This is a genomic window from Streptomyces sp. NPDC051217 (assembly GCF_044455465.1).
In the GTDB taxonomy this organism is placed as follows: domain Bacteria; phylum Actinomycetota; class Actinomycetes; order Streptomycetales; family Streptomycetaceae; genus Streptomyces.
Genome location: NZ_JBITEV010000007.1, coordinates 234243 through 250435, shown reverse-complemented (window position 1 = coordinate 250435; position 16193 = coordinate 234243). Strand labels below are relative to the sequence as shown.

The following is a 16193-nucleotide window of genomic DNA, read 5'->3' as shown; positions in this document are numbered from 1 at the left end:
CCCGGCCGCCGGGGGAATACCCCTCACCCGGGCCGTGCTGAGTGCAAAAGGGATCATGGGGAGGTGATCATGCCGTTCGGGCCACCGGGACGGCATGGCGCGTCACCGAGAGGAGTGTGGGCGCATGGACCGCGCCGAACTGGCCGATTTCCTGCGCACCCGGCGCGAGGCGCTCCAGCCCGAGGACGTGGGCCTGCCCCGTACCCGCCGCCGCCGCACCGGCGGTCTGCGCCGTGAGGAGGTCGCCGACCTCAGCAACATGTCGACGGACTACTACACCCGTATCGAGCAGCAGCGCGGGCCGCGCCCCTCCGAGCAGATGCTCTCCGCCGTCACGCGGGCCCTGCGGCTCTCCCCGGACGAGCACGACCACCTGTTCCGCCTGGCCGGATACCCCACCCCGCGACGCGTTCCGCGCACCGGTCACATCAACCCGGGCATGCTCGCGGTCTTCCAGCGTATGGAGGACACCCCGGCGCAGATCTTCAGCCGCCTCGGCGAGACCCTCGCCCAGAACCGGCTCTCCACGCTCCTCCTCGGCGACCAGACCCGGCACACCGGACCTCACCGCGCCCTGGCCTACCGCTGGTTCACCGACCCCGCGGAACGGCGTCTCCTCCCGCCCGAGGACCACGCCCGGCACAGCCGTACGGTCACCGCCCAACTGCTGGCCACCCACACCCGCGACCCGGCCGACCCCCGCACAGCCGCTCTCGTCGGTGAACTGCTCAGGACCAGCCCGGAGTTCGCCGCCATCTGGAGCGAGCACCCGGTCATCGGCCCGTACTGCGACCCGAAGCGCATCGACCACCCACGGATCGGCTCCCTGGAACTGCACGGCCAGAACCTGCTGGACCCCGACGAGTCCCAGCTCCTCACGGTCTTCACCGCGCCACCGGGCACGGAGAGCCACGAGAAGCTGAAGTTTCTCTTGGTCCTTGGCCCCGGCGTGGCCGCCTGACGCTTCCGGTCACACGGAACAAGAACCAGAGGCGAGTACACCGTTGCGAGCAGCACGAACACCGGGGGGAGGCCCCGGCCGCTCCCGGACTCCCCGTGAGGATCCGCCCAGTCGCAACGACCGAGCCGCAGAGCACAAGCACTGTCGTGAGGAGTTCACTCCGCTGGCGGCCGATCTCGCGGATCTGACCGCCGAGGAGTGGGCGATACGGTCGCTGTGCGATGAACTGACCGTGCGCGAGGTTCTGGCCCATCTCACCTCGGGGGCGAGCCTCAACTCCGTGCGGTGGCTGGCGGGGGTGATCCGCTGCCGATTCGACTTCGACAAGCAGGTGGCCATGCGGCTTGCCGAGCAACTGGGCGCGACCCCGGCCGAGACCCTTGAGCGGTTCCGTCGGATCGTCCCGAGCACGACCAAGCCTCCTCTCCCTGCCCTGGCCATGCTGGGCGAGACGGTTGTGCACGCGGAGGACATCCGGCGCCCGCTGGGGATCCGCCGCGACCATCCGATCGAGGTCGTCACGAGGGTGGCCGGGTATTGCCACGGTACGGACCTCGTAGTCCCTGCCAAGGGACGTATCGGTGGCATGAGACTCGTCGCGAATGACGGCCCCTTCACGACGGGTTCGGGGCCGCTCGTGTTCGGCTCGACGGTGGCCCTGGTGATGGCCATGACCGGTCGCGCGGCGTACTGCGACGACCTTGAGGGCGACGGTGTCGACCTCCTCCGCGAGCGCGGCCGGCAGGTGGCGTGACGGCGATCAACGGCGTCCAAGGCCGGCGGCGTGGCACGCGAGACCCACTGAACGACTCACCATGGCGCCCGCTCCACCCCGGAACGATGGCAGAGGCTACGGCGAGGCGGTGACGCGCAAGGCGCTGTACGAAGGGGGCCGGGCCACCGGACTGACCCGCGCCACCCTGCATGCGACGGCCGCAGGGGCGCCCGTCTACCCACGTATCGGCTTCCGGCCGAACTCACCGATGCACTTCTACAGCTTTGAGGGCTGACCCGCGCCGAGACCTTCACCGGCCCGCGCGCCGGTCCTTCGTTCAGGCCAACTCCCGCTCGGCGAAGGCGCGGAAGGTACCCGGCGGACGGCCGGTGAGCCGCTGGACGGTGTCCGTGGTGCGGTCCTCCGCCCCCTGCGCGATGGAGCGGTCCAGGCCCGCGAGCATCGCGGCGTACTCGGCCGGCATGACGGGGGCCAGACGGTCGCGCATCTGCTCGTACGTCAGCCCGCGGTGGCTCACGGCCCGGCCCAGTACCTGGGCGAGGATGTCGGCGATGTCGCCGTAACTCAGCGCCTGCGGCCCGGTGATGACCAGGTCGCTGTTCGGGGCCTGGGCGTCGGTCAGCGCGTGGACGGCGACCGCGGCGATGTCGTCCGCGTCGACGAACCCGACACGGCCTTCACCGGTGGCCGTCAGGACGGTCCCGTCCGCGCGGATGCTCTGCGCGTGCGGGCTGTCGCCGGTGAAGTTCTGCATGAACCACGAGGGCCGCAGCACCGCCCATTCGTCGAACAGCCCCGGCAGCGCCTGGTGGATCTGTCCCGTGGAGGGCCCGCCGGCCGGGATGGCCGACGAACTGAGCAGCACCGCGCGGCGCACGCCTGCCGTACGGGCCTGCTTCAGGAAGGGCAGCATGACATCGGCGGGCTCCAGGGAGCCGAGCGGCGGAATGAGATAGACCCGGTCCGCGCCGCTCAGAGCTTCGTCGAAGGTCGAGGGGTCGTCCCAGTCGAAGCGGACCGCCTGAGCGCCGGCCACGGCGGTGGCGCGCCGGCTCGCGGCCTTGACGCGGTGCCCGCCCGCGACGAGTTGGGCGACGACGCGGCTGCCGGTGGTGCCGGTGGCGCCTATGACCAGGGTCGTGCCCGGGGCGCGCATCAGTTCTTGCCCGTGAAGTCGGTGGCCGGGTCCTGGACGGCGAGGGGGTTCCAGTAGTCGCGGTAGTGAGTGATGAGGCCGTCCTTGACCGTCACGACGGCGATGTAGTTCATGTCGAAAGGCTTGTCGGTCTCCACCAGGCGGCCCACCCCGCGCATCTCGACCACGACGGTCTCCGCGACGGTGCTCTGGTGGATCTCCACGTCGGGGAAGTCGTGGACGTCGATGTGGTCGGGGTAGCCGCGCATGTAGTCGCCGATCGCGGCCTTGCCGTCCAGCCGCTTCGGCCAGCCGTCGGGGGCGAAGGGGAATTCGAGGACTCCGCCGGTGTCCCAGAGGTCGACCCAGCCGGGGATGTTCTTGTCCAGCAGCAGTCGCAGGCCTTGGCGGTAGACGTCCGCCGCTGCCGTGTTCGTGGGCATGAGTAACTCCGTCCAGTACGATGCGGACCGAGGGTCCGCTTCTGGGATGAACGATACGGACCCCGGGTCCGCTTTGCAACAGGAGGAACCTCATGCCCGAGCGCAAGCCGCGCAAGGACGCGGCCCGCAACCGCGCTGCCGCCTTCGCGGCGGCCGACGACCTCTTCGCCCGGTGCGAGAGCCCGGAGTCGGTCACCATGGCCGACATCGCGGCGGCGGCGGGCGTCGGCAAGGCGACTCTCTTCCGTGCCTTCGGCGATCGCACCGGCCTGATCCACGCCTTGTACAAAGCACGCCTGGAACCGGTCGGCGCCGCCATCGAGGAGGGCCCGCCACCCCTGGGGCCGACCGCGCCGCCGCTCCAGCGCGTACCCGCCCTGCTCGACGCGGTCCTCTGCTTCAAGCTCGACAACCGTCACCTCGCCCTGGCCCTGGAGAGCGCGGGTGGCGACAGCCCGTACCAGGCGGACCATTACCAGCGCTGGCACGGCATGCTCCAGGCGGTGCTGGAGCGCGTTCCCGGTCTGACCGACAGCGACTTCACCGCCCACGCGCTGCTCGCCGCGGTCCGCGCCGACCTGGTCGAACACCTCGCCGGTCAGCAGGGCGTGCCTCGTGAGCGGATGAGGGAGCACCTGGCGTCCTTCGTCGCCAAGGTCCTGGACTCCCGTACCCCCTCCGGTACTTCCCCGGGCTGACGGTCTCAGGGCCCGTCGCCGCGCAGGAGTTGTTCCATCGCGATGGCTCCTTCGCCGAAGGAGTCGCGCTTGCGGTGGGGGCCGCATCCCTGGACCAGTCGCGCGTAGTCGGCCGCGGCGGCGGCGATACGGTCGCGCAGGACCGCTCCGCTCGACTGGGTGCCGAAGTCGTCCGTGGCGGCGTACACACCCCTCGACGACACCAGGGCGTGCAGATAGGAGAACATCGGCCGCAGCGCGTGTTCGAGGACGAGAGAGTGCCGTTCGGTGCCGCCCGTGGCGCCCATGAGGATGGGCATGTCCGACAGGGTCTCCTCCGGGAGCACGTCGAAGAAGGACTTGAACAGACCGCTGAAGGAAGCGTTGAACGCCGGGGTGACCGCGATGACCCCGTCCGCGTCGGCGACCGTGCCGAACGCCTTCTCCAGCGGGGCGGACGGGAATCCGCTGAACATCGCGTCGATGATGGCGTGTCCCAGGGGGCGCAGTTCGACGAACGAGGACTCGACCATGACCCCGGCGCCGGCGAGTTCCGTGCGTACCGCCGCCTCAAGTCTGGTGGCGAGCATGCGCGTCGACGAGGGCTCGCGCAGCCCGCCGGTGATGATCGTGAGTTTGGTCGTCACGTCATCCATCCTCCAACTCCTGTCACGATCCGGTGGGTTCCTCGGTGTTCCCCGCGTCGCGTTCCCGCAGGAGCGACTGGTGCGTGGGGGCGGCCGGCGCCTCGGGGGACCGGCCGACGGCGAATTCCTTGCGGAGCACCGGCACCACCTCTTCCCCCAGGAGGTCGAGCTGTTCGAGCACGGTCTTGAGCGGCAGTCCCGCGTGGTCGACGAGGAACAACTGGCGCTGGTAGTCGCCCGCGTACTCCCGGAAGCCCAGCGTCTTGTCGATCACCTGCTGCGGAGAGCCGACGGTCAGGGGTGTGAGCGAGGTGAACTCCTCCAGGGACGGACCGTGCCCGTACACGGGCGCGTTGTCGAAGTAGGGCCTGAACTCCCGCACGGCGTCCTGGCTGTTGCGGCGCATGAACACCTGCCCGCCCAGGCCGACGATGGCCGTCTCCGGTGCGCCGTGGCCGTAGTGCGCGAAGCGCTGCCGGTACATGTCCACCATCGTCCGCGTGTGGGACGAGGGCCAGAAGATGTGGTTGGCGAAGAATCCGTCGCCGTAGTACGCGGCCAGCTCCGCGACCTCGGGGGTGCGGATGGAGCCGTGCCATACGAACGGCGGGATGCCGTCCAGCGGGCGCGGAGCGAGGGTGAAGCCCTGGAGGGGCGAGCGGAGCTTGCCCTCCCAGTCGACGACCTCCTCACGCCACAGGCGGCGCAGCAGGCCGTAGTGCTCGACGGTCAGGGGGATGGCCTTACGGATGTCCTGGCCGAACCACGGATAGACCGGACCGGTGTTGCCACGCCCCAGCATCAGGTCGGTCCGTCCGCCGGACAGATGTTGCAGGACGCTGAAGTCCTCGGCGATCTTCACCGGGTCGTTGGTGGTGATCAGCGTGGTCGACGTCGACAGGATGATCCGCTCGGTCTGCCCGGCGATGTAGCCGAGCAGGGTGGTGGGTGAGGACGGGACGAAGGGCGGATTGTGGTGCTCGCCCGTGGCGAAGACGTCGAGGCCGACCTCCTCCGCCTTACGGGCGATGGTCACGGAGGCCCGGATCCGTTCCGCCTCGGTAGGAGCCCCGCCGGTGGTCGGGTCGGGGGTCACATCACCCACGGTGAAGATTCCGAACTGCATCCCGGTCGTCATGTCACTGGCACCTCTCAGCTCGCGCGGGCCGCTCGGGCGCCCTGATGCCGGATGCGGCACGCTTAATCCGCCCCCGAAGCCTCACAAACCATTCCATTTCTACCCAATGGGACTGGTGCCGAATCCGGATGGCCCAGAGGTGCGTCGCAGCTGGGCCGAGAGATGGTGCTGCAGCGGCCGGCCCACCGCCGCGAGGTCGTGGACGAACGTGAGCGCGTCGTCGTCGGTCAGGGTGTACCGGCGGCGCGTGGCGTCGACCTCCTTGGCGGTGGGGGTACGGGCCACCTCGTGGGTGGCCAGGTCAACCGTGTTGTCGGCCGCGTGGCCCACCGAGATCTCCGCGATGCCGGTGGGCTGGGTGATCAGCGCCTCCACCCGGCCGTCCGGCTGGAGCCGCCACCAGCCGCTCTCCCGGGCCGACGGCCGCAGCGGCGCCCCGTCGGCGTCGAGCAGCCAGGCCCGGGTCTCGTAGCGGAGAAAGGGGCGGCCGTCGTGGCTGAAGGTCATCTCCTGCGCGTAGCTGAAATCCCCGGTGAGCGTGGGGTATCCGCCGCGTCCCCGGCCGCGCCAGATGCCCAGGAGGCCGAGCACGGGCGTGAGTAGTGGGTGCGGTGCGGGTGCCTCGTCCGCTCGGTGGCCGTCGGGGTACGGGTGCTCTGGTGCGAGGTCGAACACGGTTCGCGCTCCTGGGGGTCGGGGCCGGTGCCGCGTCGAAGCCTAGACCCGGCGCGCCGGACGCCTCGCGCCTTGCGCGGAGCCGATACGACCGGTTCCGTACCGCCCATACGTTCTATTTACGACGTTTCGACGCGAGGAGGAGGAAAATGGCAGATGTAGAGAAGTGATGGAGGCGAGAGATGACCCGAACCCGCTACACCAAGGACCGAGGGCTGACCACACGCATGGTGACCACCATGTTCCTGATCGGTCTGCTGTACGTGGTCCTGGTCGGTGTGCTGCTCGCCGTGCTGGGGAAGTTCTGGCCGGTGATCCTGATCGTGGCCGGTGGCCTGTTTATCGCGCAGTTCTGGTTCAGTGACAAGATCGCGGCCTTCGGCATGGGCGCGCGCGAGGTCACTCCGGAGCAGGCACCCGAGCTGCACGGCGTCGTGGACCGAATCTGTGCGCTGGCCGACATGCCGAAGCCCAAGGTGGCGATAGCGGACAGTGACATACCGAACGCCTTCGCGACCGGCCGGAGCGAACGCAGCGCACTCGTCTGCGCCACCACCGGCCTCCTCCGCAGACTGGAACCGGAGGAACTGGAGGGCGTCCTCGCCCACGAGATGTCGCACGTCGCGCACCGCGACGTCGCCGTCATGACCATCGCGTCGTTCCTGGGCGTGCTGGCGGGCCTGATGACCCGGATCGCGCTCTACAGCGGACTGTCGAGGAGCGCCGGCAACGACGGGCCCGCTGGTATCGCCATCCTGGTGATCCCGCTGGTCAGCGCGGTGGTGTACGCCATCGGCTTTCTGCTCACGCGGCTGCTCTCCCGCTACCGCGAGCTCTCCGCGGACCGCACCGCCGCACTGCTCACCGGCCGGCCCTCGGCGCTCGCGTCGGCGCTGACCAAGGTGGACAGCCAGATGGCACGGATCCCGACGAGGGACCTGCGGAAGGCGGAGCCGTACAACACCTTCTTCTTCGTGCCGGCCTTCTCCTCCCGCGAGAGCCTGGGGCGGCTGCTCTCCTCGCACCCGACCCTCCAGCAGCGGCTGGACCAGCTCGCCCGGATGTCCGCCGAGCTCGCCCGCCCGTAACCCCGACTCTGTCGTCACCGTGAGGAGCTGGTCCCGTGGGCCTTCTCGACACCATCCTGGGCCGGAGCAAACCGGTCCGGCCCGATCTCGACCAGCTCTTCGCGCTCCCGTCCGCCGCGCTGACCCTCCAGGCCGGGGCCGGCTACACGCCCACCGGCCTCGGCTCGGTCTGTTTCGCCGGCGTCGAGGGCGGTGGTTTCGCCCGGATCCGCCAGGACGTACAGGAACTGCTCGACGCGGACACCGGTGAGGGCGGCCACCCGGTGGAGTTCAGCCAGGACTCGTACGGTTACACCTGGCTGCTCTCGCGGCAGGCGCCCGACGACACGGCCGCGCTGGTCAACGATCTGCACGCGGTCAACACACTGCTCCAAGACGGCGGTTTCGGCCCGCAGCTCCTCTGCTCGCTGATCAGTTTCCGCGACGCGGAACAGCGGTCGCTCGCCCTCGTCTACCTCTACAAGCGCGGCAGCTTCTACCCCTTCGCGCCGGGGCCCGGCGCCGCCGAGAAACGGGACAACCAGCGAGAGCTCCAGGTCAGCGCGGTCCTCGGGGACGATCTGCGGATCGAGCCCGACCTCGCCCGCTGGTTCCCCGTCTGGGGCGCGCCGGGGCTCTGACCCGCCCACCGCCCCTTCGCTGATTCAGGCCGTACAGCGGTCGAGGAGAGCCGTGGCCGAGTGCGAGGGGGTGGGCGTTCGCAACCGCTCGCGGTACTCCCGAGCCGTCGCCATCAGCCCGTCGAGGGCCTTCCTCGTACGCACGAGGTCGTCGATGTGCTCGGAGAGCCGTTCGCGTTCCTGCGCCATCCGTTCCAGGGCCGCGTCGGAGTTCACCTCGCTGGGCGCGTCGACGCAGGGCAGCAGCTCGGAGATCGTCCGGCTGGACAGCCCCGCCGCGTACAGCCGCTGGATGAAGGCGACCCGCTCGACCTCGCTCTGCGTGTAGTGCCGCTGCCCGCTGGCGCTGCGGGTACTGGCGAGCAGCCCCTGCTCCTCGTAGTACCGCACCGACCTGACGCTGACTCCGGCGCGTGAGGCGAGTTCACCGATCCGCACAAGGTCCTCCCGATGGTGTCCTGTGTCGTGCGTCACAAGGCTTGCCTCTGACGTCGATGTGAGGTTTTAGCGTAACCGCAGTGCTCGAAACCCGGGCACCGCGCACCTCGCATCGCGAAGGAGTCCTGACGTGACGACCCTCTTCACCTCTTATCGGCTCGGCGGCCTCACCCTGCCCAACAGGGTGGTCATGGCCCCGATGACCCGGGTCCGCGCGGCGGCCGACGGGCTGGCGACGCCGTCGATGGCGGCCTACTACGCCCAGCGGGCCACGGCCGGGCTGATCGTGAGCGAAGGGGTGCAGCCGAGCGCGATCGGGCAGTCCAACCCGGGTACCCCCGGACTCCACACCGACGGGCAGGTCGCCGCGTGGCGCCCCGTGACCGCCGCCGTCCACGCCAACGGCGGGCGGATCTTCGCCCAGCTCATGCACGGCGGACGGGTCTCGCACCCCGACACCATCGGCACGCGGCCGGTCGGCCCTTCCGCCGTCCCCGCGGTCGGCGACGTATTCACGCCGACCGGGCCCCAGCCCGCCCCGACGCCCCGCGCGCTGGACACCGCCGAGGTGCCCGAGCATGTGGAGTCCTACGCCGGGGCCGCCCGCCGCGCCACCGACGCCGGCTTCGACGGTGTCGAACTGCACGGCGCCAACGGCTACTTGATCTCGCAGTTCCTCTCCTCCAACGCCAACCTGCGCACGGACGGCTACGGCGGCCCGGTCGCCCATCGGATCAGGTTCGCCGTCGAGGCCGCGGCCGCCACCGCCGACGCCATCGGCGGGCACCGGACCGGCATCCGGCTCTCCCCGGGCGGGACGTTCTGGGGAGTCGAGGAGACGGAGGTCGGCGAGCTGTACGCCGCGCTGCTGACCGAGCTGGCCCGCCTCGACCTGGCGTACGTGCACATCGAGGCCACCGCCGACGAAGAGGTGCTGGTCGCCCTGCGCCGGGCCTGGCCGGGCACCCTCATCATGAACCCGACCCTCCCGATGGGACCCAAGCAGACCGGCAGGGACGACGCCGACCGCTGGCTCGGACTGGGCGCCGACCTCGTCAGCTTCGGCCGCGCCTTCATCGCCAACCCCGACCTCGTCGAGCGGCTGCGCGCCGGACTGCCGATCGCGCCAGTCGACGAGGCCACGTACTACCAGGGCGGTGACGCGGGCTATCTGACCTACGCGGCCCACGAGTACGCGGCCTGACACCGCCCGGCGCTTCCTCCGTCGACGGCCGGGCGAGAGTCCTTGCGGAGCGCGCGCGAGAACGGCCGCCGGCCTCCCGTGGATCACCACGGGAGGCCGGCGACCGCGTACGAGCGGGCTTTACAGGTTGTCGCCGAAGATCACGGCGGTGTTGAAGCTGTCGTGGATCCACGTGGCGACGAACTCGCTGTTCACGATGGAGTTGCCACGGTCGTGCCCCTCGCCCCGCTCGCCGGCGGCGGCGGCGCCCGCGCTGCCGAGAACGGCGAGCGCGGCGAGAGCGGTGGCGGCGACTGCTGTACGGATACGCATGGGTGTTCTCTTTCTACGGGTTGTACGGGGACTGTCGGACTCTGCACCCATAGACGTCCGACGCCCCTCGATAACCGCGTGGCTGGGGAGACCACTCCGATGCCGGGCAGGGCCTCGCTCGTCGGGCGGGGCGATGTTCGCCGGGGTCCTTCTGCTCGTGGACGGCGTGCTGGCCGTCCTGAACGGTGTCGTCGCCATCGCGCGGGACAACGTGTTCACGCTTCGGGGCAGCTACACCTACCAGTTCACCCTGACCTCGTGGGGCTGGATCCATCTGGTGGTGGGCGTGCTCCTGATCCTCACCGGGCTGGGCATCCTCCGCCGCGCGCCCTGGGCACGGGTGATCGGGGTGGGCATGGCCGCGATCAGTGTCGTGGCGAACTTCATGTGGCTGCCCTATCAGCCCGTCTGGGCGGTGGTCACCATCGCGATCGGCGTCTTCGTCATCTGGTCGCTGCTGACCGACCGCCCCAGGGCGGCGGTGCGGTAGCCGTCCGTACCGCGAGCGGCCGGGTTCTGCCCGGCCGCTCACGTGACGCGCCCCGTCGTCACACCGCCCCGGCCTCGGTCAGGAACGCGGGCGGCGGGCCTGGTCGCCCCGCTCCGCGTTCTTCTCCTTGATGCGCGCTGCTTCCTTCCGGACCTCGGCCTGCGTGGCGCGCTCCCGCCGCAGCCACGAGGGAAGCTCCTCCTTGAGCGCGTCGATCTGCTCCGTCGTCAGCGCGTCGGTGACGCCGCCACGGGCCAGACCCGCGATGGAGACGCCCAGCCTGGCGGCGACCACCGGCCGGGGATGCGGGCCGTCGCGCCGCAGTTCCAGCAGCCACTCGGGCGGGTCCGTCTGGAGCGCGTTCAGCTCGCTGCGTGAGACGACACCCTCCTGGAAATCGGCTGGGGTGGCCTCAAGGTACACACCCAGTTTCTTAGCCGCCGTGGCGGGCTTCATCGTCTGGGTGGTCTGGTGCGACTTCATGGTGCCCAGACTATCGAGCGGGTAAGGGCCCTCCGACCACGACCGGTAGCCTGGCTGAGTGACAGGCTCGGAGGTACCCCTCGCGTCCCCCACGTTCCGGCTCGCGTACGTACCGGGGGTGATCCCCGGCAAGTGGGTGCGGATCTGGAACGAGCGGCTCCCCGACGTACCGCTGACCCTGACCGCGATCACCGCTGCCGACGCGGAGGACATGCTGCGCGCGGGGGAGGCCGACGCGGGTTTCGTACGACTGCCGGTCGACCGGACGGACCTCAGCGCGATCCCGCTCTACACCGAGACGACGGTCGTCCTCGTACCGAAGGACCACCTCGTCGCGGCGGTGGACGAGGTGTCCGCCGCGGATCTGGCCGACGACATCGTGCTGCACCCCCTCGACGACACCCTCGACTGGGAAGGGCCCCTGCCCGGACTGCCCGCGAAGGAGCGACCCGCCACGACGGCGGACGCCGTGGAACTGGTCGCGGCAGGCGTGGGACTCCTTGTCCTGCCGCAGTCACTCGCGCGCCTGCACCACCGCAAGGACCTCACCTACCGGCCGGTCTCCGACACCCCCGAGTCGCGCGTCGCGCTGTCGTGGCCGGAGGAGCGGACCACCGATCTGGTCGAGGAGTTCATCGGGATCGTCCGTGGGCGCACCGTCAACAGCTCACGGGGCCGCCGCGCCACCCCGGCGCAGGAGCAGCCGGGCTCTTCGAAGGCCAAGCCGAAACCGAAGCCCAAGCGCTCGGACGCGGCCGGCGCCGCCCGCCGGAAGCCCGCCGCCGACAAGTCGACGGGCAGGAATCCCCGGAGCGCCGGCTCCGGTGGTGGTGCGGGCGGCGCGAAGAGCGGCGGACGCGGCAGACCGGGCCGCCGCTCCTGAGGGCTGTCCGCAACGTCCCGCGTGCCCCGCGACGCTCCGGGAGGCCCTTCACCGACCCGCACGGCTGAACGTCAGATGCGTGACTCCGCTCGGTGTGGAGACAGCCTCGATCTCGTAGTCCTTCTCCAGACCCTCCTGCCCGTCCCAGAGGCGTACGCCCCGGCCGAGCAGGATCGGGACCACCACGATGTGCATGTGGTCGATCAGCCCGGCTGTGAGGAAGTCGCGGATCATGCCGGGACCCCCGCCGATGCGTACGTCCAGGCCGCCCGCGGCCTCGCGGGCCCTCGCGAGCGCGTCGGCGGGCGAAGCGTCGATGAAGTGGAACGTCGTGCCGCCCTCCATCTCGATCGACGGGCGGGGGTGGTGGGTGAGGACGAAGACCGGTGTGTGGAAAGGGGGGTTGGCACCCCACGCGCCCTTCCAGTCCGGGTCCTCGTGCCATCCGGGGTACCCGAACTTCCCGGCCCCCATGATCTCGGCGCCGACCCCGGGAGTGAACAGCCGCAGGAAGGCGTCGTCGACACCTTCCGAGCCGCCGGCCTGGCGAAGCATCCCTCGCCCCCACCGGGTGGCGAACATCCATTCGTGCAGCCGTTCGCCGGCATGGCCGAACGGTGCGTCGAGGCTCTGGCCTTCGCCGGTGGCGAAACCGTCGAGCGAGACGGAGACGTGCTGGACGCGGGCAAGTGACATGGCTGGTGTGTGCCTTTCCCTCGGTCGGCCGGGCGTCGCCGGATCGGTTCGGTGTGAGGCGAACGTAGCCGCCGCCTCAGTTGGACCCGGCGTCCGCGTTTCCTTCGACGAGCTTCGCGAGGTTGTCCAGCGACATCCGCGAGCCCGTCTCGCTGTCGGCCACCGGCACCACGTCCGGGATCCCCTCGTGCACCATGACGACCTCCGTACCGCCCTCGACGTCCCTGAGCGTGGTCGTCATGGTCATGCTGCCGAGGAGCGCCGGGTCGTCGCTCTCGAACTCGATGACCTCGACCACCCGCTCGTCCGGCACCAGCCGTTCGAAGTGCCCGTGGTACGTGTCGGTCTGCGCCGCCGACTTGCCGGTGTCCGTCGGCGCGTCGTAGATGAGCGAGACACGGAACCGCCCGCCCTCGCGGTCGTCGAACTCGTGCACGCGGGTGCTCATCCCGTCCGGCGCCCGCCATCTCGCGACGGCGTCGGCGTCCAGCAGGGCGCGGTAGACGGCGGCACGCGGTGCCCGTACACGCCGGGAGATCAGGATCGAGTACATGAACTCAACCTAGCGTTCCGTCACGGCCGTGGCGCCCGCCGGGCGTTCGGGTGTGTGTTGTGCCAGGTCAGCGTGTTGCTCCGGTGGAGTTCGTAGAAGAGCCAGCCGAGCGAGACCGCGGCCAGCAGGAAGTAGGTGAACCGGCTGGTGACACCGTCCCAGAGCGCGTGCAGGGCGACCGCGAGCAGGAAGGTGACCACGAGTTGCGTGGTCGCGGCGAAGGTCCAACGCGCCCCCACCGCCCCCCACAGCGCCCCGCAGATCAGTCCCGTCCACGCCATGTGCGCGGCGGGGGAGGTCAGTCCGCGCAGCAGCAGGGTCTCCTCGACGTCCCCGATGTTCCCCTGGGACTCCAGCAGCGCCGTGAAGGCGTACCCCATGGTCTCCAGCGTGGCGAACCCCATGCCCGACGCGACCCCGATCAGCAGTCCGTCCGCGACATGTACGGTGCCCTGCCGCCACTGCCACAGCAGGATCAGCACCGGGACGATCAGCTTGCACGACTCCTCGATCAGGCCGATGCCGATCAGGGACGACGTGCCGAGGCCGCGCAGGGTCTCGAACTCCAGCCGTCCGGCGGTCACGATCCCGACCACACCGCCGAACAGCGCCGCGATCCCGAGCACGAACGGCCCGACCTGCCACTCGCCCGTACGCCCGGCCACGAACGTGAGGAAGGAGAGAGGGACGACGAGAGCGCCCAACAGGATAAGGGACGGTACGTAGTTGACGTTGCCGGTGTCGACCAGTGTGCTCTGCACCAGGAAATACAGCCCAAGCCCGACGGCGAGAACTGGCAGCCATGCCCACTTGCGCATGGTCGTCGGCATCGCACAGCACCTCGTTCTCACGTCGGCGGCGGGTCAGGCCACCGCAGCGTAAGCCGGGCCGGGCCGTGCGCGAGGCAACGACCCGGCCGCGTCGATACGCTCCCGCCGACGTCGGGGATTTGGCGCCGCCCGTTACGGGATGCGTGCCACGCCCGCGTAGATACCGCTCATCTCCTGCTCGGGCGCGTCCGTGCCCTTGAACCACGCGGGCGCCGTGACCAGTCCGGGCTCGATCAGCTCAAGTCCGTCGAAGAACTTGCCGACCCCGGCGTGGGTACGGAATCCCAGCCTGATGCCGCCCTTCGCGTACTCCGCGACGACCTTGTCCGACAGCTCCGGCACCAGGTCGGACGCGGCGTGCGACAGCACCAGATAGCTGCCCGACGGCAGCACGTCCACCAGGCTGGAGACGATCTCGTACGGGCCCTGGTCGTCGGGGACGAAGTGCATCAGCGCGATGAGGGAGAGCGCGATCGGCCGCTCGAAGTCCAGGGTGGCGCGGGCGTACTGCAGTATTTCCTGCGGGTCGCGCACATCGGCCTGGATGTAGTCGGTGGTGCCCTCGGGCGTGCTGACGAGCAGGGCCTCGGCGTGCCGCAGGACGATGGGGTCGTTGTCCGCGTACACGATGCGGGCCGCCGGCATGACCGCCTGGACGATCTGGTGCAGGTTGGGCTCGGTCGGGATGCCGGTACCGATGTCCAGGAACTGGCTGACATCGTTGTCGGCAAGCCAGGCGGCGGCGCGGTGCATGAACGCCCGGTTCTGGCGGGCGCCGTCCGCCGATTCGGCCGGCAGCCGCTCGCCGACCTGGCGGTCGACCTCGTAGTTGTCCTTGCCGCCGAGCAGCCAGTCGTAGACCCGCGCGGGGTGCGGCCTGCTGGTGTCGACCTGAGGTTTGGGCGTCCCTGCCGTCATACGAAGCTCCGATGGGTGCGTGGCGGTACGACGGGAGGCGGTACGGCGTGTTCGCGCGCCGTCGCCGGGCTTCCCCGGACGTCACCGGCCGTCCGGGGAATTCTGCCACAGCGCCCGGGACTTGATCCGTCCGCGGTGGGCGAGGGCCGCCTCCGGCCGGCTCAGGCCATCGGCAGACCCAGGCCGTAGAAGGTCACGCGGTACGCGCCCAGATCCCCGGCCTCGTTGCCTATGAGCAGGTCCTCGGGGGAGACCACGCCCATCGCGCGCGCCGTCGCCACGATCGTCTCGGCCAGCGCCTGCCCGTCGGGCCGGCCCGGACCGCCCGCGTCGATGCGCAGCCGCGGGCTGTCCGGGTCGGGCCAGGGCCTGCCGGTCGTCGGGTGCTCGGCCGCCGTGCCCCAGCCCAGCGAGGCCGGGTTCACGGACTCGTCGGCGAAGGAGGCGAGCATCAGCCGGTCGCCGCAGTCGATGTCGAACAGAATCGGCGCGCCCTTCCCCTCGATCCGGCCGTAGATCGGCATCCACATCGGGGTCCGGAGCGCGGTCGTCTCGGCCGGCAGCGTCGTCAGGAAGTCGGCGAGCGCCCTGGTCATCGTCTCCCAGCTGCGGACCCGCCAGCCGCCGGGGAAGGTGAGGCCGCCGTTCGACCCGTCGGGCCGGAAGCCGAAGAAGCCGCTGATCGCGTGGTCGTCGTCGTGGCCCTGACGTACGAACCAGCTCTCGGCCGGGTCGGTGGGCTGGAGCACCAGTTCAGGGCCCGCCGGACCCGCGCGCAGTTCGAGGGTGTCCGACTCGCCCCGCCACCGCAGATACGGGGAGCCCCAGCTCTGCACGGGGCGCAGGAACGGCGCCAGCCTGCCGTGCACACCCATGATCGACGCCTCGCCGAATGTGGCGGTCAGCTCGTCCTTGACTATGCGGAAGGCCTCCGCCTGGGAGGCGGCGTCCGGATCGGCGTGCCGTACGGGGATGGCCAGTTCGACGTACGCCTCCCCGGCCACGTACCGCTCCTCGTACTTCCCGACGGGCCGCAGCCGCGCGTCGCCGGTGGAACGGCCGGTGACCACTGTCGGGCTGTCGCTCCAGCCCCAGCCGAGCCGGACGATCAGCGCCCGTGTCGCGTCCGACGTCCAGCCGCCGGTGTCCGCCGCGCGGAGGCGGACCGCCAGGGCCGCTACCGTCTCGTCCGTGGCGCTCTGTTGTGGTGCGCTGCCCCGCTGTTCGGTCATACGACCGATCTTGCCGTACGAACCGGCGGATCTC

At 70.4% G+C, this 16193-nt stretch carries 21 protein-coding genes and 1 pseudogene; 9 read left to right on the top strand and 13 right to left on the bottom strand.

Features of this window, described 5'->3' with window-relative positions; translation table 11 throughout:
- The first annotated feature begins 124 nt into the window (after positions 1-124).
- The 3 genes and pseudogenes from ACIBBB_RS18645 to ACIBBB_RS18635 form a co-directional block, all read left to right on the top strand.
- The gene (locus ACIBBB_RS18645; protein WP_398983216.1) at positions 125-961 is read left to right on the top strand and encodes a helix-turn-helix transcriptional regulator; all 837 of its coding nucleotides are present in this window, start codon (positions 125-127) and stop codon (positions 959-961) included.
- Between the two features lie 43 nt (positions 962-1004).
- Positions 1005-1715 (top strand): maleylpyruvate isomerase family mycothiol-dependent enzyme, encoded by a 711-nt coding sequence (locus ACIBBB_RS18640; protein WP_398983215.1) that lies wholly within the window; start codon positions 1005-1007, stop codon positions 1713-1715.
- A 76-nt stretch (positions 1716-1791) separates the two neighbouring features.
- A pseudogene (locus ACIBBB_RS18635) lies at positions 1792-1971 on the top strand (GNAT family N-acetyltransferase); the annotation flags it as partial.
- Positions 1972-2013: 42 nt separating this feature from the next.
- Here ACIBBB_RS18635 and ACIBBB_RS18630 read toward each other — a convergent pair.
- Both ACIBBB_RS18630 and ACIBBB_RS18625 read right to left on the bottom strand, forming a co-directional pair.
- Positions 2014-2853: an NAD(P)H-binding protein gene (locus ACIBBB_RS18630; RefSeq protein ID WP_398983213.1), complete on the bottom strand. Its 840-nt coding sequence runs from the start codon at positions 2851-2853 to the stop codon at positions 2014-2016.
- Entirely contained in the window at positions 2853-3275 is a 423-nt protein-coding gene (locus ACIBBB_RS18625) for a nuclear transport factor 2 family protein (protein ID WP_398983211.1), read from the bottom strand. Before ACIBBB_RS18625 ends, ACIBBB_RS18630 begins: the two co-directional genes overlap by 1 nt.
- Positions 3276-3367: 92 nt before the next feature.
- Here ACIBBB_RS18625 and ACIBBB_RS18620 point away from each other — a divergent pair, with 92 nt between their 5' ends.
- Complete coding sequence (locus ACIBBB_RS18620; RefSeq protein ID WP_398983209.1) at positions 3368-3973, top strand: TetR/AcrR family transcriptional regulator; 606 nt, start codon at positions 3368-3370, stop codon at positions 3971-3973.
- A 5-nt stretch (positions 3974-3978) separates the two neighbouring features.
- Here the strand turns inward: ACIBBB_RS18620 and ACIBBB_RS18615 are convergent, their stop codons facing one another.
- The 3 genes from ACIBBB_RS18615 to ACIBBB_RS18605 all read right to left on the bottom strand — a co-directional run bounded on the left by ACIBBB_RS18615 (position 3979) and on the right by ACIBBB_RS18605 (position 6412).
- On the bottom strand, positions 3979-4608 hold the full coding sequence (locus ACIBBB_RS18615; protein ID WP_398983207.1) for a CE1759 family FMN reductase: 630 nt from the start codon (positions 4606-4608) through the stop codon (positions 3979-3981).
- Positions 4609-4621: 13 nt separating this feature from the next.
- Entirely contained in the window at positions 4622-5725 is a 1104-nt protein-coding gene (locus ACIBBB_RS18610; protein ID WP_398983397.1) for an LLM class flavin-dependent oxidoreductase, read from the bottom strand.
- 111 nt (positions 5726-5836) lie between these two features.
- On the bottom strand, positions 5837-6412 hold the full coding sequence (locus tag ACIBBB_RS18605) for an FABP family protein (RefSeq protein WP_398983205.1): 576 nt from the start codon (positions 6410-6412) through the stop codon (positions 5837-5839).
- Positions 6413-6594: 182 nt separating this feature from the next.
- On the opposite strand from ACIBBB_RS18605, the gene htpX reads away from it, so the two are divergent.
- Together htpX and ACIBBB_RS18595 are read left to right on the top strand one after the other, a co-directional pair.
- Entirely contained in the window at positions 6595-7500 is a 906-nt protein-coding gene (gene htpX / locus ACIBBB_RS18600) for a zinc metalloprotease HtpX (RefSeq protein ID WP_398983203.1), read from the top strand.
- Between the two features lie 35 nt (positions 7501-7535).
- A complete protein-coding gene (locus ACIBBB_RS18595) occupies positions 7536-8120 on the top strand; it encodes a hypothetical protein (RefSeq protein WP_398983201.1) in 585 nt (194 codons plus the stop codon).
- A 24-nt stretch (positions 8121-8144) separates the two neighbouring features.
- Here ACIBBB_RS18595 and ACIBBB_RS18590 read toward each other — a convergent pair whose 3' ends face one another.
- Complete coding sequence (locus tag ACIBBB_RS18590) at positions 8145-8558, bottom strand: MerR family transcriptional regulator (protein WP_398983199.1); 414 nt, start codon at positions 8556-8558, stop codon at positions 8145-8147.
- A gap of 130 nt (positions 8559-8688) precedes the next feature.
- On the opposite strand from ACIBBB_RS18590, the gene ACIBBB_RS18585 reads away from it, so the two are divergent.
- The gene (locus ACIBBB_RS18585) at positions 8689-9762 is read left to right on the top strand and encodes an alkene reductase (protein WP_398983197.1); all 1074 of its coding nucleotides are present in this window, start codon (positions 8689-8691) and stop codon (positions 9760-9762) included.
- Between the two features lie 120 nt (positions 9763-9882).
- On the opposite strand, the gene ACIBBB_RS18580 is transcribed toward ACIBBB_RS18585, so the two are convergent.
- A complete protein-coding gene (locus tag ACIBBB_RS18580; RefSeq protein ID WP_398983196.1) occupies positions 9883-10074 on the bottom strand; it encodes a hypothetical protein in 192 nt (63 codons plus the stop codon).
- Between the two features lie 133 nt (positions 10075-10207).
- Between ACIBBB_RS18580 and ACIBBB_RS18575 the strand changes: the two genes are divergently transcribed.
- Positions 10208-10564 (top strand): hypothetical protein, encoded by a 357-nt coding sequence (locus ACIBBB_RS18575; RefSeq protein WP_398983194.1) that lies wholly within the window; start codon positions 10208-10210, stop codon positions 10562-10564.
- A 78-nt stretch (positions 10565-10642) separates the two neighbouring features.
- On the opposite strand, the gene ACIBBB_RS18570 is transcribed toward ACIBBB_RS18575, so the two are convergent.
- Entirely contained in the window at positions 10643-11047 is a 405-nt protein-coding gene (locus ACIBBB_RS18570; RefSeq protein ID WP_398983192.1) for a DUF5997 family protein, read from the bottom strand.
- A 58-nt stretch (positions 11048-11105) separates the two neighbouring features.
- On the opposite strand from ACIBBB_RS18570, the gene ACIBBB_RS18565 reads away from it, so the two are divergent.
- Positions 11106-11930 (top strand): LysR family transcriptional regulator substrate-binding protein, encoded by an 825-nt coding sequence (locus ACIBBB_RS18565; protein ID WP_398983190.1) that lies wholly within the window; start codon positions 11106-11108, stop codon positions 11928-11930.
- Between the two features lie 48 nt (positions 11931-11978).
- On the opposite strand, the gene ACIBBB_RS18560 is transcribed toward ACIBBB_RS18565, so the two are convergent.
- The 5 genes from ACIBBB_RS18560 to ACIBBB_RS18540 form a co-directional block, all read right to left on the bottom strand.
- Positions 11979-12626 carry a dihydrofolate reductase family protein gene (locus ACIBBB_RS18560; protein ID WP_398983188.1) on the bottom strand — a complete coding sequence of 216 codons (648 nt, stop codon included), beginning with the start codon at positions 12624-12626 and terminating at the stop codon, positions 11979-11981.
- Between the two features lie 76 nt (positions 12627-12702).
- Complete coding sequence (locus tag ACIBBB_RS18555) at positions 12703-13179, bottom strand: SRPBCC family protein (protein WP_398983186.1); 477 nt, start codon at positions 13177-13179, stop codon at positions 12703-12705.
- A gap of 20 nt (positions 13180-13199) precedes the next feature.
- A complete protein-coding gene (locus ACIBBB_RS18550) occupies positions 13200-14009 on the bottom strand; it encodes a PrsW family intramembrane metalloprotease (RefSeq protein ID WP_398983184.1) in 810 nt (269 codons plus the stop codon).
- 132 nt (positions 14010-14141) lie between these two features.
- On the bottom strand, positions 14142-14927 hold the full coding sequence (locus tag ACIBBB_RS18545; RefSeq protein WP_398983182.1) for an SAM-dependent methyltransferase: 786 nt from the start codon (positions 14925-14927) through the stop codon (positions 14142-14144).
- A gap of 161 nt (positions 14928-15088) precedes the next feature.
- On the bottom strand, positions 15089-16159 hold the full coding sequence (locus ACIBBB_RS18540; RefSeq protein WP_398983180.1) for a hypothetical protein: 1071 nt from the start codon (positions 16157-16159) through the stop codon (positions 15089-15091).
- Between the last annotated feature and the right edge of the window lie 34 nt (positions 16160-16193).

Excerpts from the sequence above, each read along its gene's own strand:
- ACIBBB_RS18575 (WP_398983194.1), top strand. The coding sequence starts at position 10,208 with ATGTTCGCCGGGGTCCTTCTGCTCGTGGACGGCGTGCTGGCCGTCCTG.
- ACIBBB_RS18560 (WP_398983188.1), bottom strand. The coding sequence starts at position 12,626 with ATGTCACTTGCCCGCGTCCAGCACGTCTCCGTCTCGCTCGACGGTTTC.
- ACIBBB_RS18615 (WP_398983207.1), bottom strand. The coding sequence starts at position 4,608 with ATGGATGACGTGACGACCAAACTCACGATCATCACCGGCGGGCTGCGC.
- ACIBBB_RS18545 (WP_398983182.1), bottom strand. The coding sequence starts at position 14,927 with ATGACGGCAGGGACGCCCAAACCTCAGGTCGACACCAGCAGGCCGCAC.
- ACIBBB_RS18625 (WP_398983211.1), bottom strand. The coding sequence starts at position 3,275 with ATGCCCACGAACACGGCAGCGGCGGACGTCTACCGCCAAGGCCTGCGA.
- ACIBBB_RS18550 (WP_398983184.1), bottom strand. The coding sequence starts at position 14,009 with ATGCCGACGACCATGCGCAAGTGGGCATGGCTGCCAGTTCTCGCCGTC.
- htpX (WP_398983203.1), top strand. The coding sequence starts at position 6,595 with ATGACCCGAACCCGCTACACCAAGGACCGAGGGCTGACCACACGCATG.
- ACIBBB_RS18645 (WP_398983216.1), top strand. The coding sequence starts at position 125 with ATGGACCGCGCCGAACTGGCCGATTTCCTGCGCACCCGGCGCGAGGCG.
- ACIBBB_RS18630 (WP_398983213.1), bottom strand. The coding sequence starts at position 2,853 with ATGCGCGCCCCGGGCACGACCCTGGTCATAGGCGCCACCGGCACCACC.
- ACIBBB_RS18580 (WP_398983196.1), bottom strand. The coding sequence starts at position 10,074 with ATGCGTATCCGTACAGCAGTCGCCGCCACCGCTCTCGCCGCGCTCGCC.
- ACIBBB_RS18555 (WP_398983186.1), bottom strand. The coding sequence starts at position 13,179 with ATGTACTCGATCCTGATCTCCCGGCGTGTACGGGCACCGCGTGCCGCC.
- ACIBBB_RS18540 (WP_398983180.1), bottom strand. The coding sequence starts at position 16,159 with ATGACCGAACAGCGGGGCAGCGCACCACAACAGAGCGCCACGGACGAG.
- ACIBBB_RS18570 (WP_398983192.1), bottom strand. The coding sequence starts at position 11,047 with ATGAAGTCGCACCAGACCACCCAGACGATGAAGCCCGCCACGGCGGCT.
- ACIBBB_RS18620 (WP_398983209.1), top strand. The coding sequence starts at position 3,368 with ATGCCCGAGCGCAAGCCGCGCAAGGACGCGGCCCGCAACCGCGCTGCC.
- ACIBBB_RS18610 (WP_398983397.1), bottom strand. The coding sequence starts at position 5,725 with ATGCAGTTCGGAATCTTCACCGTGGGTGATGTGACCCCCGACCCGACC.